This window comes from Deltaproteobacteria bacterium, from assembly GCA_026712905.1.
Classification (GTDB): domain Bacteria; phylum Desulfobacterota; class Binatia; order UBA9968; family JAJDTQ01; genus JAJDTQ01.
This window is the reverse complement of the sequence record JAPOPM010000130.1, coordinates 15,111-28,630: the sequence shown is the minus strand read 5'-3', so window position 1 is coordinate 28,630 and position 13,520 is coordinate 15,111. Positions and strand designations below refer to the sequence as shown.

General features: G+C 66.8%; 12 protein-coding genes. 8 read left to right on the top strand and 4 right to left on the bottom strand.

From position 1 onward, the window contains the following. Positions 1 to 23 precede the first annotated feature (23 nt). From dnaJ to OXF11_10175, 6 genes are all read left to right on the top strand, one after another. On the top strand, positions 24 to 1,139 hold the full coding sequence (dnaJ, locus tag OXF11_10200) for a molecular chaperone DnaJ (GenBank protein ID MCY4487469.1): 1,116 nt from the start codon (positions 24 to 26) through the stop codon (positions 1,137 to 1,139). Between the two features lie 9 nt (positions 1,140 to 1,148). Further along, on the top strand, positions 1,149 to 3,626 hold the full coding sequence (gene lon / locus OXF11_10195) for an endopeptidase La (GenBank protein ID MCY4487468.1): 2,478 nt from the start codon (positions 1,149 to 1,151) through the stop codon (positions 3,624 to 3,626). A 32-nt stretch (positions 3,627 to 3,658) separates the two neighbouring features. Next, the gene (gene thiL, locus OXF11_10190) at positions 3,659 to 4,771 is read left to right on the top strand and encodes a thiamine-phosphate kinase (GenBank protein MCY4487467.1); all 1,113 of its coding nucleotides are present in this window, start codon (positions 3,659 to 3,661) and stop codon (positions 4,769 to 4,771) included. Positions 4,772 to 5,076: 305 nt separating this feature from the next. Then, the gene (gene larB / locus OXF11_10185) at positions 5,077 to 5,826 is read left to right on the top strand and encodes a nickel pincer cofactor biosynthesis protein LarB (protein ID MCY4487466.1); all 750 of its coding nucleotides are present in this window, start codon (positions 5,077 to 5,079) and stop codon (positions 5,824 to 5,826) included. Between the two features lies 1 nt (position 5,827). Continuing rightward, the gene (locus OXF11_10180) at positions 5,828 to 6,256 is read left to right on the top strand and encodes an archease (GenBank protein MCY4487465.1); all 429 of its coding nucleotides are present in this window, start codon (positions 5,828 to 5,830) and stop codon (positions 6,254 to 6,256) included. A 79-nt stretch (positions 6,257 to 6,335) separates the two neighbouring features. After that, on the top strand, positions 6,336 to 7,700 hold the full coding sequence (locus OXF11_10175) for an HD domain-containing protein (protein MCY4487464.1): 1,365 nt from the start codon (positions 6,336 to 6,338) through the stop codon (positions 7,698 to 7,700). Between the two features lie 6 nt (positions 7,701 to 7,706). On the opposite strand, the gene OXF11_10170 is transcribed toward OXF11_10175, so the two are convergent. The 4 genes from OXF11_10170 to OXF11_10155 all read right to left on the bottom strand — a co-directional run bounded on the left by OXF11_10170 (position 7,707) and on the right by OXF11_10155 (position 11,765). Continuing rightward, entirely contained in the window at positions 7,707 to 8,597 is an 891-nt protein-coding gene (locus tag OXF11_10170; GenBank protein ID MCY4487463.1) for a metal ABC transporter permease, read from the bottom strand. Positions 8,598 to 8,608: 11 nt separating this feature from the next. Continuing rightward, positions 8,609 to 9,289 carry a metal ABC transporter ATP-binding protein gene (locus OXF11_10165; protein ID MCY4487462.1) on the bottom strand — a complete coding sequence of 227 codons (681 nt, stop codon included), beginning with the start codon at positions 9,287 to 9,289 and terminating at the stop codon, positions 8,609 to 8,611. After that, positions 9,286 to 10,212: a metal ABC transporter substrate-binding protein gene (locus tag OXF11_10160; protein ID MCY4487461.1), complete on the bottom strand. Its 927-nt coding sequence runs from the start codon at positions 10,210 to 10,212 to the stop codon at positions 9,286 to 9,288. Before OXF11_10160 ends, OXF11_10165 begins: the two co-directional genes overlap by 4 nt. A 182-nt stretch (positions 10,213 to 10,394) precedes the next feature. Then, on the bottom strand, positions 10,395 to 11,765 hold the full coding sequence (locus tag OXF11_10155; GenBank protein ID MCY4487460.1) for a YbaB/EbfC family nucleoid-associated protein: 1,371 nt from the start codon (positions 11,763 to 11,765) through the stop codon (positions 10,395 to 10,397). Between the two features lie 393 nt (positions 11,766 to 12,158). Between OXF11_10155 and OXF11_10150 the strand changes: the two genes are divergently transcribed. Next, complete coding sequence (locus OXF11_10150; protein MCY4487459.1) at positions 12,159 to 12,596, top strand: transcriptional repressor; 438 nt, start codon at positions 12,159 to 12,161, stop codon at positions 12,594 to 12,596. Between the two features lie 234 nt (positions 12,597 to 12,830). After that, entirely contained in the window at positions 12,831 to 13,301 is a 471-nt protein-coding gene (locus tag OXF11_10145) for a molybdopterin-dependent oxidoreductase (GenBank protein ID MCY4487458.1), read from the top strand. Positions 13,302 to 13,520: the final 219 nt, after the last annotated feature.

The window sequence follows — 13,520 nt, the reverse complement described above, 5'->3', positions numbered from 1 at the left end:
CAGGCTCTTGATGGGACCCTATATTGGACAAGAAGGACTACTATGAAATCCTCGGCCTGAGCCGCAACGCCGGCGAGGACGAGATCAAGAAGACGTACCGCAAGCTGGCGCTGCAGTACCATCCGGACCGAAACCCGGACGACAAGGCAGCCGAGGAGAAGTTCAAGGAGCTGTCCGAAGCCTACCAGGTGCTGTCCGATCCCGAGAAGCGGTCCAAGTACGACCAGTTCGGCCACGCCGCGTTCGGCGATGCCGGCCCCTTCGCCCGGGGGTTCGACTTCACCGGCGGGTTCGAGGACATCTTCGGCGACATCTTCGGGGACTTCTTCGGCGGGTCGCCGCGGGGCCGGACCAGGAGCCGGGCGCAGCGCGGCGACGACCTGCGCTACAACCTCGAGGTCACCTTCGAGCAGGCCGCCTTCGGCACCGAGAAGAAGATCAAGATCCCGCGTCACGGCCCGTGCGACGAGTGCGAGGGCAGCGGCGCCGAGAAGGGCACGTCGCCGGAGACCTGTCCCGCCTGCAAGGGTTCGGGGCAGATGGCGTTCCAGCAGGGGTTCTTCACGGTATCGCGCACCTGCGGCCAGTGCGGCGGCCAAGGCCGGGTGATCGCCCACCCGTGCGCCGCGTGCGGCGGCGTGGGCCTGACCCGCAAGTTCCACACCATCAACGTCAAGATCCCGGCCGGCGTCGACACCGGATCGCGCCTCAAGCTGCGCGGCGAGGGCGAGGGCGGCCTCCGCGGCGGCCCGCCGGGCGACCTGTACGTGGTCATCCTGGTGGAGGATCATCCGATCTTCGCGCGCGACGGACAGGACGTCATCTGCGACATGCCCATCTCCTTCGTCCACGCCGCCCTCGGCGCGGAGATCGAGGTGCCCACGCTGGAGGGCAAGGTCAAGATGAAGATCCCCGCGGGGACCCAGTCCAACGCGGTGTTCCGGCTCAAGGGCAAGGGCATCAAGGACGTGCACGGGAGCCGCCGTGGGGACGAACACGTGCGCGTGGTCGTGGAAACGCCCACGCGCCTGACCGGCCACCAGAAGAAGCTGTTGCAGGAATTCGCCGAAGAAGACGGCGACGACGGCCAGCCTATTGCAAAAGGGTTCTTCGAGAAGGTAAAGGAACTCTTCGACTGAGGATCATCGATGGAAGACTCCGACAAGGATGCCGCGGCGCTCGTCGACGACCGGCCCGTGAGCGAGATCCCGGACATCATACCGCTCCTGCCCATCCGGGACATCGTCATCTATCCCTACATGATGATCCCCCTGTTCATCGGCAGGGAGCTGTCCATCAACGCCGTCAACGAGGCGCTGGAGCGCGACCGGCACATCTTTCTCGTGGTGCAGAAGGACGCCGCCGAGGATGACCCCACGGCGGACGACCTCTACCGCGTGGGCACGGTGGCGACCGTCCTGCGCATGCTCAAGCTCGACGACGGCCGGGTGAAGATCCTGGTGCAGGGGATGACCAAGGGCATCCTCCAGGAGTTCGTCCGGGAAGAACCCTACTTCGAGACGCGCATCGAGAAGGTCATCGAGCCTCAGGTCATCGAGGTGTCCATCGAGGTCGAGGCGCTCATGCGCAACGTCAAGGAGAAGATCGAGCAGATCCTCAACCTCAAGAGCCTGCCGCCGGAGATCGTCATGGTCACCGACAACGTCGTGGACCCCGGCGTGCTGGCCGACCTGGTGGCCTCCAACCTGCGCCTCCAGATCGAGGAGAGCCAGGCCATCCTCGAAATCTACGAGCCGGTGGAGCGGTTGCGGAAGGTCAACGAGCTGCTCACCCGGGAGCTCGAGCTGGCCACCATGCAGGCGCGCATCCAGAACCAGGCCAAGGACGAGATGAGCAAGACCCAGCGGGAGTACTTCCTGCGGGAGCAGCTCCGGCAGATTCATCAGGAACTCGGCGAGGGCGACGAGAAGACCGAGGAGATGAACGAGCTCAAGGACCAGATCGACAAGGCCGAAATGCCGCCGGAGGTCAAGAAGGAGGCCGACAAGCAGCTCAAGCGGCTGGAACAGATGCACCCGGAGTCGTCCGAGTCCTCCCTCGTGCGCACCTACCTGGACTGGATGGTGGAGCTTCCCTGGAGCGTGCGCACCGACGACAACCTGGACCTCAAGAAGGCCAAGCAAGTCCTCGACGAGGACCACTTCAACCTGGAGAAGATCAAGGAGCGGTTCCTCGAATACCTGGCGGTGAACAAGCTGCGGAAGAAGATCCGCGGCCCCATCCTGTGCTTCGTCGGCCCGCCGGGGGTGGGCAAGACCTCCCTCGGTAAATCCATCGCGCGCGCCCTCGGGCGCAACTTCGTGCGCATCTCGCTGGGCGGGGTACGCGACGAGGCGGAGATCCGCGGCCACCGCCGGACCTACGTGGGCGCCCTGCCCGGCCGCATCATCCAGGGGATGAAGCAGGCCGGCTCCAACAACCCGGTATTCATGCTGGACGAGCTGGACAAGGTCGGCAACGACTTCCGCGGCGATCCGTCGGCGGCGCTGCTGGAGGTGCTCGACCCGGAGCAGAACCACGCATTCAGCGACCACTACCTGAACGTGCCCTTCGACCTCTCCAGCGTGCTGTTCATCTGTACGGCCAACCTGCTCGACACGGTGCCGCCCGCGCTGCGGGACCGCATGGAGGTCATCCACCTCTCCGGCTACACCAACGAGGAGAAGCTGGAGATCGCGCGCCGCTTCCTGATCCCGCGGCAACGCCAGGAGGCGGGGATCTCCGCCGAACTGCTGGACATCTCGCAGGACGCGGTGCTGCGCATCATCGAGCAGTACACGCGGGAGGCCGGGCTGCGGAACCTGGAACGGGAGATCGCGGCCATCAGCCGCAAGATCGCGCGCAAGGTGGCGGACGGCCGCACCGCGCGCACGCGCGTCACCCGGCGCAACTTGCACCAGTTCCTCGGGCCGCCGCGCTTCCTCACCGAGACCCAGGAGCAGAACGAGATCGGCGTGGCCACGGGCCTTGCCTGGACCAGCGCCGGGGGCGAGCTGCTGCACGTGGAGGCATCGCTCTCCAAAGGCCGCGGCAACCTCACCCTCACCGGCCAGTTGGGCGAGGTGATGCGCGAATCGGCCCAGGCCGCGGTGAGCTACGCCCGCGCCCAGGCCAAGAACCTCGGGCTGGAGGAGAACTTCTACCAGAAGCAGGACATCCACATTCACGTGCCCTCGGGCTCCATCCCCAAGGACGGCCCCTCCGCGGGCATCACCATGGGCACCGCCCTCATCTCGGCGCTGACCAAACGGCCGGTAAGCCGCAACATCGCCATGACCGGGGAGATCACGCTCCGGGGACGGGTGTTGCCCGTGGGCGGCCTGAAGGAAAAGTGCCTGGCCGCCTTCCGCTCCGGGGTCCAGACCGTCGCCATCCCCTTCCAGAACCAGAAGGACCTGGAAGAGATCCCGCGTCCGCTGCGCAACAAGCTCAACTTCATCCTGGCGCGCAACATGACCGACGTGCTGGAGGTGGCCTTCGTCGACAAACCCGGCCGCGCACCCAGCAAGGGGACCGGCTCCGGGACCGCCGCCAAGGCCAAGAAGCAGGCCCGGCGCAGCCGCCCCAAGAGCGGGGGGGACAGGACGGTGCCGGCGAACGCGTAGTGGAGCGCCGCCAGGAAAGCCCTTCGTCGCCCATGAAACTCCGCGACCTGGGAGAATTCGGGCTCATCGACCTGATCCAACGCAAGACCCCACGCCGGCGCGGGGTGCGGCTCGGCATCGGCGACGATGCCGCCTGGGTGTCCACCGCCGGCGACTCACTGTTGTTCACCTCGGATCTGCTCATCGAGGGCGTCCACTTCAACCGGGAGTGGATCTCGATGCGGGATCTCGGACACAAATCCCTCACCGCCAGCCTGAGCGACATCGCCGCCATGGGCGGGCGTCCGGCGTTCTTCCTCCTTTCCCTGGCCCTTCCCGACATCGACACGCGGCAGGCCGCCGCCTTGGTCGACGGCATCCAGGCGTTGGCGGCCGAGCACCGCGTGGCGCTGGTGGGGGGCGACACCTGCGCAGCCGACCGGCTCACCATCGACGTGTTCCTCGCCGGAGAAGCGCCCCACGGGGCGGTGACGCGCGCGGGCGCCCGGGTGGGCGACGACATCTACGTCACCGGCACGCTGGGGGACTCGGCCCTGGGGCTCGCGCTGCTTTCGGATCCGCGCCCCAAGGTGTCCGCGCGGGACCGGAACTACCTGGTCGGGCGGCACCACCGCCCCAGCGCGCGCGTGAAGACCGGCATGCTGCTGGCCCGGGAGGGCCTGGCGCACGCCATGATGGACGTGAGCGACGGCCTCGCCCAGGACCTGGGCCACATCTGCCGGGCCAGCCGCACGGGCGCCGTGGTGCACCAGGCGCGGGTACCACTGTCGCCGGCCTTCGTCCGGGTCGCCGGGCCCGACGATCTTTGGTGCGCGCTCGCCGGCGGCGAAGACTACGAACTGCTGTTCACCGCGGCTCCGGACGCGCGCAAGAGCGTGGAGCGCGTCGCCCGCCGCGCCGGCGTCCCCATCACCCGCATCGGCGAGTGCGTGCCACGGAAGCGCGGCGTCACGCTGGTGGACGCCGGTGGGGAATGCGCGCCCCTGAGCGCGGGGGGATACGACCACTTCAGGGACGCCGGGAGGGACGTCATTCCCGCGAACCCCCAGGTCGTCGACCGGTCCCCCGGGGTCCTCATTCCCCCGGGGTCGTCGAGTCCCCCCCGGTTCGTCATTCCCGCGAAAGCGGGAATCCAGGCGGGGTGAGGCGGGGAGTACGTCCGTGTCGCCCCGCCCCACCCCTGGATTCCCGCTTTCGCGGGAATGACGAACCGGGGGGACCGGGTGACGAACCGGGGGGACCGGGTGACGGCCGGGAGGACCGGGTGACGACCGGGGGGACCGGGTGACGGCCGGGCAGACCGGGTGACGGCCGGGGGGACCGGGTGACGAACCGGGGGGACCGGGTGACGACCGGAGGGACCGGGTGACGGCCGGAGGATCGGTTGACGGTGGAGTCGGACCGGTGGACATGGCGGGAGTAGCGTGGGAATGACGGAATTTGGTTCACCATGGACGAAGAACAACTTACAGAACTCCTGAATCGCGTCCGGCGCGGCGAGGTGGCGGTCGACGACGCGCTGGAGCGGCTGCGGCACCTTCCCTTCGAGGACCTGGGGTTCGCCAAGGTGGACCATCACCGGGCCTTGCGGCAGGGATTTCCCGAGGTCATCCTGGGCGAGGGCAAGGAGGTGGCGGACATCGCCGCCATCGCCCGGGCGATCCGCAAACGCGCGGTGAACGTGCTCATCACGCGCCTGTCCGATGAGAAGATGGACGCGCTCAAGCCGCGGCTTCGGGGCTTCCGTTTCCATCGCGAGGCGCACGCGGCCACGTGGCGCGCCAAGGACGCGCCGCTCAAGGGCAAGGGGACCATCGCGGTGGTGTGCGCCGGCACCTCGGACATCCCGGTGGCCGAGGAGGCCGCGGTCACCAGCGAAATCATGGGCAACCGGGTGGAACGGGTCTATGACGTGGGCGTGGCGGGCCTGCACCGGCTGCTCGGGCACCACCGGCAACTCACCGAGGCGGCGCTGCTGATCGTCGTGGCGGGCATGGAAGGCGCGCTGCCCAGCGTCGTGGCCGGCTTGGTGCGGCGGCCGGTCATCGCCGTACCCACCAGCGTCGGCTACGGCGCCAGCTTCCATGGCCTGTCCGCGCTCCTGGCCATGCTCAACTCGTGCGCCGCCGGGGTCACCGTGGTAAACATCGACAACGGCTTCGGCGCCGGCTACGCCGCGTCGCTGATCAACAGGGATTGAAATGGCCGATGAAGAAAAGAAATACCGGGTCTTGCGACGGGCGTCGGAGCTGAGTGTCCGGCTCACGGGCGACTCCCTGCCGCGGGTGCTGGCGGACGCGGGGTTCGCGCTCTTCGATCTGCTCGTGGACCTCGACGCCGTGGAGGCGCCGGAGAGCGTCACAATCGAGGTGGAGGGCGTGGACCACGACGACCTCATGGTAAACTGGATTCGCGAGCTGCTCTACGAGTACCAGGCGAGCGGCTACGTGCTGAAGGAGTTCACGATTCACGAGGCCGGCGAGTTCTTCGTGCGCGCGGAGGGCCGCGGTGAGAAATTCGATCCCGACCGCCACGAAGAACGCGAAACCATCGCCGCGGTCAACGAGCGCTCGAGCCACCTGGGGAAGATGGGCGACCAATGGACCGCCCAGGTGGGGTTCGAGTTATGAGGGTCAACCGGGCCGTTGATGCAACGTGAGCCCGAAGCGGTGAGGGCTCCGCGGGTCCGAGGAGAAACCGGGGCTGTTCATGCGCTCTGACTACCATGGCTGTTCGCTCATCGCCGACCCGATCCACCGCTACATCCCCTTCACCGTGCCCGAGGAACCGGGCGAGGTCACGGAAAAGGACCTGATCGACTCTCCCTGGTTCCAGCGCCTGCGCTACATCTTCCAGCTCCAGAGCGCGCGCTGGGTCTACCCCTCCGCGGAGCACAGCCGCTTCCAGCACTGCCTCGGGGCCATGCACCTGGCCGGGGCCTTCGCCCGCGGGCTGTACCCGTCCCTGCACAATGTCCTGGGCGAGGACTGCCCCTCCGCCAACTACGTGGAAGCGTACATGCGCGTCATCGGGCTGCTGCATGACGTCGGCCACGGCCCGTTCTGCCACTTCTTCGACAACCACTTCCTCAGCGATCACGGACTGATCCACGAGGACCTCTCCCAGGTCATCATCCGCGAGCACCTGGGCGACCTCATCCGCGGCATCCGCCGGAGCCCGTCGGGCCCCTTCGCCGAGGGCGAGGAACTGGACCCCGACGAGATCGCCTTTCCCATCAAGAAGGACTCCGACGACGACCCCGCGCGCCCGCGCTGGGTGCGCTTCCTGCAGCCGCTGACCAACGGCATCCTCACCTTCGACAACCTCGACTACGTGTCGCGCGACTCGTACATGTGCGGCGTGGCCATCGGCCCCATCGACCGCGAACGGCTGATGTACTACACGTTCATCTCGCCCAAGGGACTCACGCTGCACCGTTCCGGCGAGGGCGCTCTCACGATGTTCCTGAACGCGCGCAAGTACCTCTACGAAAACGTCTACTTCCACCGCACCACCCGGGCCATCGACGCGCACCTGCAGGAACTGTTTCCGGAGACCATGGCGCGGATCGCGCCGGGGAATCCCCTGGAGCACATGGACCGGTACCTGCACCTGACGGACTGGTCGCTCTTGCAGGAGGTCTCACACTGGCGCCGGCTCGGCACGCCGCTGGGGCGCGAATGGGGGCGCATCCTCGACCGCGACCTCAAGTGGCGGCTGGCCTACGAGCGGAGCCTCGCGGGGTCGGAGCTCGACGCCGGGCTCGACGCCATCGGCGTGCGCGACTGGGAAGCGCGCGTGCGCGCCGCGCTGCCGGCCGACCGGCGCGACCTGGTCTTCCGCGTGGACATGGCCAGCCAGGACTCGCGCCCCGAGAACCCCATGGCCATGGGCAAGAAGCAGATCCACACCTACGACCCTTCCACCGGCATCATCACCAAGGAATCCATGGCCGAGCTGTTCGCCTACATCCCCTCCAAGATCGTCAAGTTCCGCGTCTTCGCCCTCGACCACGCCCACGACCGCCTGCTGGCCTCCTGCACCGAGGAGGTCTTGCGCGCCGCCGCGGGGTGAGAGCGGTCAGCGCCGGAACCTGTCCCCGAGCCACGCCGGGGCGTGAGCGGCCAGCACCAGGCCGCAGCCCAACGTCAGGATGGCGGGACCCAACGGCACGTCGAACCGGTAGGCGATCGCGAAACCCGTCAAGCCGATGCCCGCGCCGGCCAGCGACGACACGATGAAATAGGGCGCCATGCGCGATACCAGGGGCCTCGCGGCGATGGGCGGGAGCACCAGCAGGCCGAAGGTGATCAGCGGGCCGGCCATCATGACCCCCAGCGCGATGGTGACTCCGGCGAGCAGGTGGAAGAGCAGGTCCCACGTGAAGGTGCCTCCCTTGAGGAGGAAGGTGAGGTCCCGGTCGAACGACGCCATCAGCAACTCGCGCCGGAAGAGGACGAGGCCCGCCGTCACCGCCGCGTAGACCGCGCTGAGGACGGCAAACTCGGTCCAGGACAGGACCACCGCTTCTCCCTTGACCAGGCCCAGGATCGCCGCGTCGCCGAAGGGATGGACCGCCACGAAGAGGATCATGAGCGACCCGGCCAGGGCATACGCCACGGCCAGCCGCGTCTCCGAGCGCCCGCCGCCGCGAAGGTCCGTCAGCGCGAGCAGCGTCATGCCCGCGAAGGTGAACAGCAGCGAGCCCGCGTAAGCCAGCAGGCGCTCGATCTGGTGCGCGTCGCCCGACGTGTGGCCCGGATGCGGCACCAGGCCGACTTCGTGCGCGAACAACGCGAAGGCCGCGCCCGCGGCCGCGAACTGCGGCAGGGTCAGGCCCAGCAGCACACTGCGCCTGAGCACCAGGAAGCCCCCCACCACCGGACACACCAAGCCCAGGACGACGCTTCCCAGGACCGCCGGGAAGAGCAGGAAGGCAGGGTCCAGGATCTCCGCGAATGCCTGCACCACGTCGGCGCACCTTACGCGGCTTCGCGGATGCCCCCGTGCACGCGACCGTCCGAGACCTGGATGACGCGATCACAGGACCGCGCGAGGAGGTCGGCGTCATGGCTGCAGATGACGATGGCCAGACGGGAGCACCGGTTGATCTCTTCGAGCTGTCGCGCGATGTCCTCGCGGGTATGCCGGTCCACGCCGGCGAACGGCTCGTCGAGCAGCAGCAACGCCGGATCCACGGCCAGGGCGCGGGCGATGAGCGCCCGTTGACGCTGCCCGCCCGAGAGATGGAAGAACACCGCTCGCCCGAGGTGGACCAGGCCGACCTGGAGCAGAACCTTGTCGACCCGCTGCCGTTCGCTTGGCGGGAACAGCCGCCAGGGACGCAGCCGGCCGTAGGTGCCCATGGCCGCCACCTCCCGGACGCTCAGCGGGAAGTAGGCGTCGAGGGTTGCGTGCTGGGGTACGTAGCCGAGGCGGGCCCGCGGCATGTGGCGTTCCACGTTGCCGCCGCGTGGCGGGAGCAGGCCCAGCATAGACCGGAGGAGAGTGGTCTTGCCGGACCCGTTGGCTCCCGCCAAGCCGACGAATTCACCGGCGTCGATGCGCAGATGGACATCGTCGAGTACCGTCTCGGGGCCGTACCCCAGACACGCGTGCTGGAGCGCGAGGAGAGGACGCTCCGGCGAGGCGCTCGCGGTCACTGACGGACCGCCTTGGAAAGGTGGGTGACGAGGTAGTCGATCAACTTGACGTAGGTGTCCACGCCGGGCCGCCCGCCGACGTACAAGGGCACGGGCACCACGGCGGCACCGGTTTCACGCGCGACCCGTTGCGGCACCCGGCTGGGATAGGTGCCGTACACCACCAGCGGCACGCGCGCGGCCTTCATCCGCTCCACCAGTTGGACGATGTGCGCCGGCGTCGGTCCGATGCCGGCCGCCACTTCCAGGGTGCCGAACAGCCGCATTCCGTAACGCTTGGCGAAGTAGGCCATGTCGTCGTGGTAGCTGACGTACTGGATACCGTCGAGGCTCCGGGCGGCCTTTTGCCACCCGGGTATGCGCCGGTCCAGCTCCGCGGTGTAGGCTTGCATGTTCTCCATGAAGAAGGAGCGGTGCTCGGCGTGGGCCTTCGACAGGCCTTCCGCGATGTTCCGGGCGATGAGCTTCCCCAGCACCGGGTCCAGGTTGTAGTGGGGATTGCCCCGCGGATGGATGTCGCCACCCTTGCGCGAGAGGGTCTTGGGCGGCTTCAGGGGCACGACCCCGGTGGAGGTGTCGATGTAGCCGATGCCGCCGCGCGCAATCCGCGGATTGGCGGCCACGTCGAGCAGCGCGGGCAGGAAGGCGTGCTCCAGCGACAGCCCCATCAGCACCACCGCGTCCGCGCGGTTCAGCAGGGTGACCATGCTCGGCTTCACCTGGACGCTGTGAATGTCCCGGACACCCAGCGTCAGGCTGTTTACCGACACCCTGTCCTTGCCGATCCGCCGCGTGATGTCGGCCAGGTCCGGAATGGTCGTCACCACGCGGATCTTCTGGGCCGCCGCCGGTCCCGCCAACAGCAGGACCAGCGACAGCGTGAAGGCGGCCCGCGGCCACCACCGTATGAAAGGACTCGTCATGCGCATGTCTCCTCAAGGACCCTAGGGTCGTGTCCCGCAAATACGTGGCATAATTTGCTGGTCTTTTTCGCCGTCGGCTGCGTTGCTCTTCCTCGCGTGGTGCCCGCCACTGCTCGTCATCGCGCCTTGCCGACGACGAAAAATCCTGCGCAACTTATGCCAGGTATTTACGGGACACGACCCTAGCGCCGCTCACGAAAACCGTGCGTGTGGCTGCCGAGAACGGTGGTCCATTGGAGAAAGACCTGCGAACCGTCGTACGACGAACCCTCGTCGTCGTCCCATCCCTGGGTGTACTGGAGCCGCAGGCGATTGAACTCGCTGGGCGCCCAGGTGATGTACGGCGACAGACTGAGCGTCCTGTGGTCGGGGTCTTCCAGCTCGGGCGCGGAATCCAGCAACAAACCCAGGCTCCATTTGCCGGGCAACTCCGGATTGACGTCCCAGTTGGCGTAAGCGTAGCCGCCGCGGGCAGTCATGGTTCCGACGTCGTGGAAGTCCTGGCGGTTGACGAACCATTCACCGGCGACGGTGAACCCTTCGTAGAAACCCGGCACGAGGGGCCGGTGCCGAAGCGTCACGTCGACGCCCATGAGCGAGCGACGGCTGTCTTCTTCCATCTCCGTCCTCGGCGAATGCGCCAATGACGAACCCACCTCGAGATTCCAGGTTTCGCTCAGGTCGAAGTAGGCGTGCAGCCGGCCCAGGTAGGTCAGGTCCTCGAGGGAGCGGCTTCCGCCTTCGTCGGCGTGCTCTTCGCCCTCTTCCTCGTGTTCCTCACCTTCCTCATCGTGCTCTTCGCCCTCCTCCTCGTGTTCTTCACCTTCCTCATCGTGCTCTTCGCCCTCTTCCTCGTGTTCCTCGCCCTCCTCCTCGTGGCCGTGCCCTTCGCCACCATGTGCATGCCCGATCTCGTTGAACACGCCGCCGCTCAAGGCGAGGTAGAACGGGGTCGGAAAGAGATAGCGCCACTGGACGCCCGTGCCCAGGGACTCTCCGCCGACCATGCGGGTCATGGACAGAGGCGTATTGACGAACGGGAGCTCGTGCGGGTGGAACTGGGGCAGGCGGCCGAAGTCCGCGAAAAACCGCCCCGCGGTGACATTGACCGGCAGCGACGTCGTCTGCACGGCAGCCTCTTCGATCTCGACTCCCTCTCCCGTGCCGTTGATGAACGTATAGGCCCTGGCGTAGGGATCGATCTCGGCCGACAGTCCAAGCTCCACCGACCGTACGTTGAACTCCCCGTCAGTGTCCGGCCGACTCTCGAAGGTCGTGTCGATGGCCAGACCGATGGACGGGTTCAGGATCGAAGGGCTCTCCTGAATCGACTTCACCGATTGCTCGACCGACTTCACGTGGTCCGCCTCGGCCTTCTTCGTCTCGAGATCCTCGATGCGCTTCATCAAGTCACCCATTTCCTGCTGCATGTCGCGCAGTTGCTTCTTGAGCGCATCCACCGGCTCCTGGGCTCCGCCCGGTACCGAGAGCCCGCACGCTAGCAGGAACGCCGCGCATCCGAGAACCAACCTTTTCACTTTGACAAGTCTCATAGAAAAGCCTCCTTCTGGCACAGTTCCACCATATGCTATTAGTAAATCACTATCAGATTATCAAGGCCTATTCCCATGTTTCCTTGTCGTTGGAAAGACCATTGTTGCGAGTGAGATCTGTAGATCATTAACAAGACCTGTTTGACCACCTATTGTCGCGTCGCAAGGGATAAATATATTGATCGATCATTTTATTTGGTCAAATGCCCGCGTATAATGCCCGTATGGACCCGCCCTTCCGACCTCTCGGCCGAGTCGCACTTTTCGGCGACGGACCCGGCCGCCGCCTTTGCGTGCCACTCAAGTGTGGTATTGTGTAATATGAGGGATCCGTTCCGTAGTCGCGCACGGGACGGACGGCACGCCTGCCCCGGCAGGTGCTTGGGAGTTCACATGGACAGCGAAAAAAGCCACCTCGACGAGACCGTTCTTCGAATTCGCCCTCGCGCCAAGCGGCGCACCAGGCAGCGCAGCGTCATCCAGCGAGTCCTCCTGGAAGCCAACCGACCGTTGAGCCCGCAGGACATTCTCCTGGCCGCGCAGGCCAGGGCGCCCGGCTTGGGCATCGCCACGGTCTACCGCACCATCCACACCATGATGACCGAAGGCACGCTCGTGGCGGTGGGCATTCCCGGAGAGGCGGCGCGCTACGAGACCGCCGGGAAGGAACACCACCACCACTTTCAGTGCCGCGAGTGCGACGGTGTATTCGACGTGCAGGGCTGCCCCACCGACGACCTGGTGAAGCTGGCGCCCAAGGGCTTTCATCTCGAAAGCCACCAGGTCGTGCTCTACGGCGTCTGCCCGCCGTGCACGGGCATGCCGACCTGACCGCGAGCCTGTTCCGCGGGATGCCCGCGCCCGCCCCCCTGCTTGCGTTTCCATTCACGATGACGTATCGCGGAGATGGGCTTCGACGCCCCTCCGTGCGTTTTGGACTTCGTCACGACACTCGACGCTCATGCCGGACGCAGCCGGCCATGTCGTGATTGCGGGCGGCCCGACTCGCGGCTGACACGAGAACGCCGCGCGGGCGCGGGCCCACCCACCACAGGGAGACGAATCATGAACGGGCTTCGCATCGAACAGGAAGGAAGGCCGGCGCAGGAGCTGGATTTCCGGCAACTCGCGGCATTGGACGGCCAGATCGACGACGTCGGCGCGCTGATCCCCGGCCGGGTCGGCGGCGCGGTGACGCTCCAGGCCATCCTCGACCGGCTCCAGCCCGACCCGCAACTGGACCACCTCACAGTGGAATCCACCGACGGCGGCTTCGCCGCCAGCGTGCCGCTGGAAGCGCTGCGCAACGCGCTCATCGCCTACCGCGTGGGCGACGAGCCCCTGCCCCGTGACAAGGGCGGCCCGCTGCGCTTTCTCATCCCCAACGACGAGGGCTGCGCCACCGGCGGCGCCGACGCCTGCGCCAACGTCAAGTTCGTGGGCACGCTACGGCTCACCAAGGGAAAGGGCAATGACACGCGCCCGGCCACGCCGCGGCAACACGCCGGGCTGCACGAGCGCGAACGCGCCGGTTGAAAGTCATTCCCGAGGAATGGGCCTGTCAAAACGTCGTCCGGACAAGAATTCCCGAGGAATAGGCTGTGTCAAAACGTCGTCCGGACAAGAAACCCCGAGGAATAGGCTGTGTCAAAACGTCGTCCGGACAAGGATTCCCGAGGAACAGGCTGTGTCAAACGTCGTCCGGACAAGAATTGGCGCCAACCCCCCGGACTCGTCATTCCCGCGAAAGTGGGA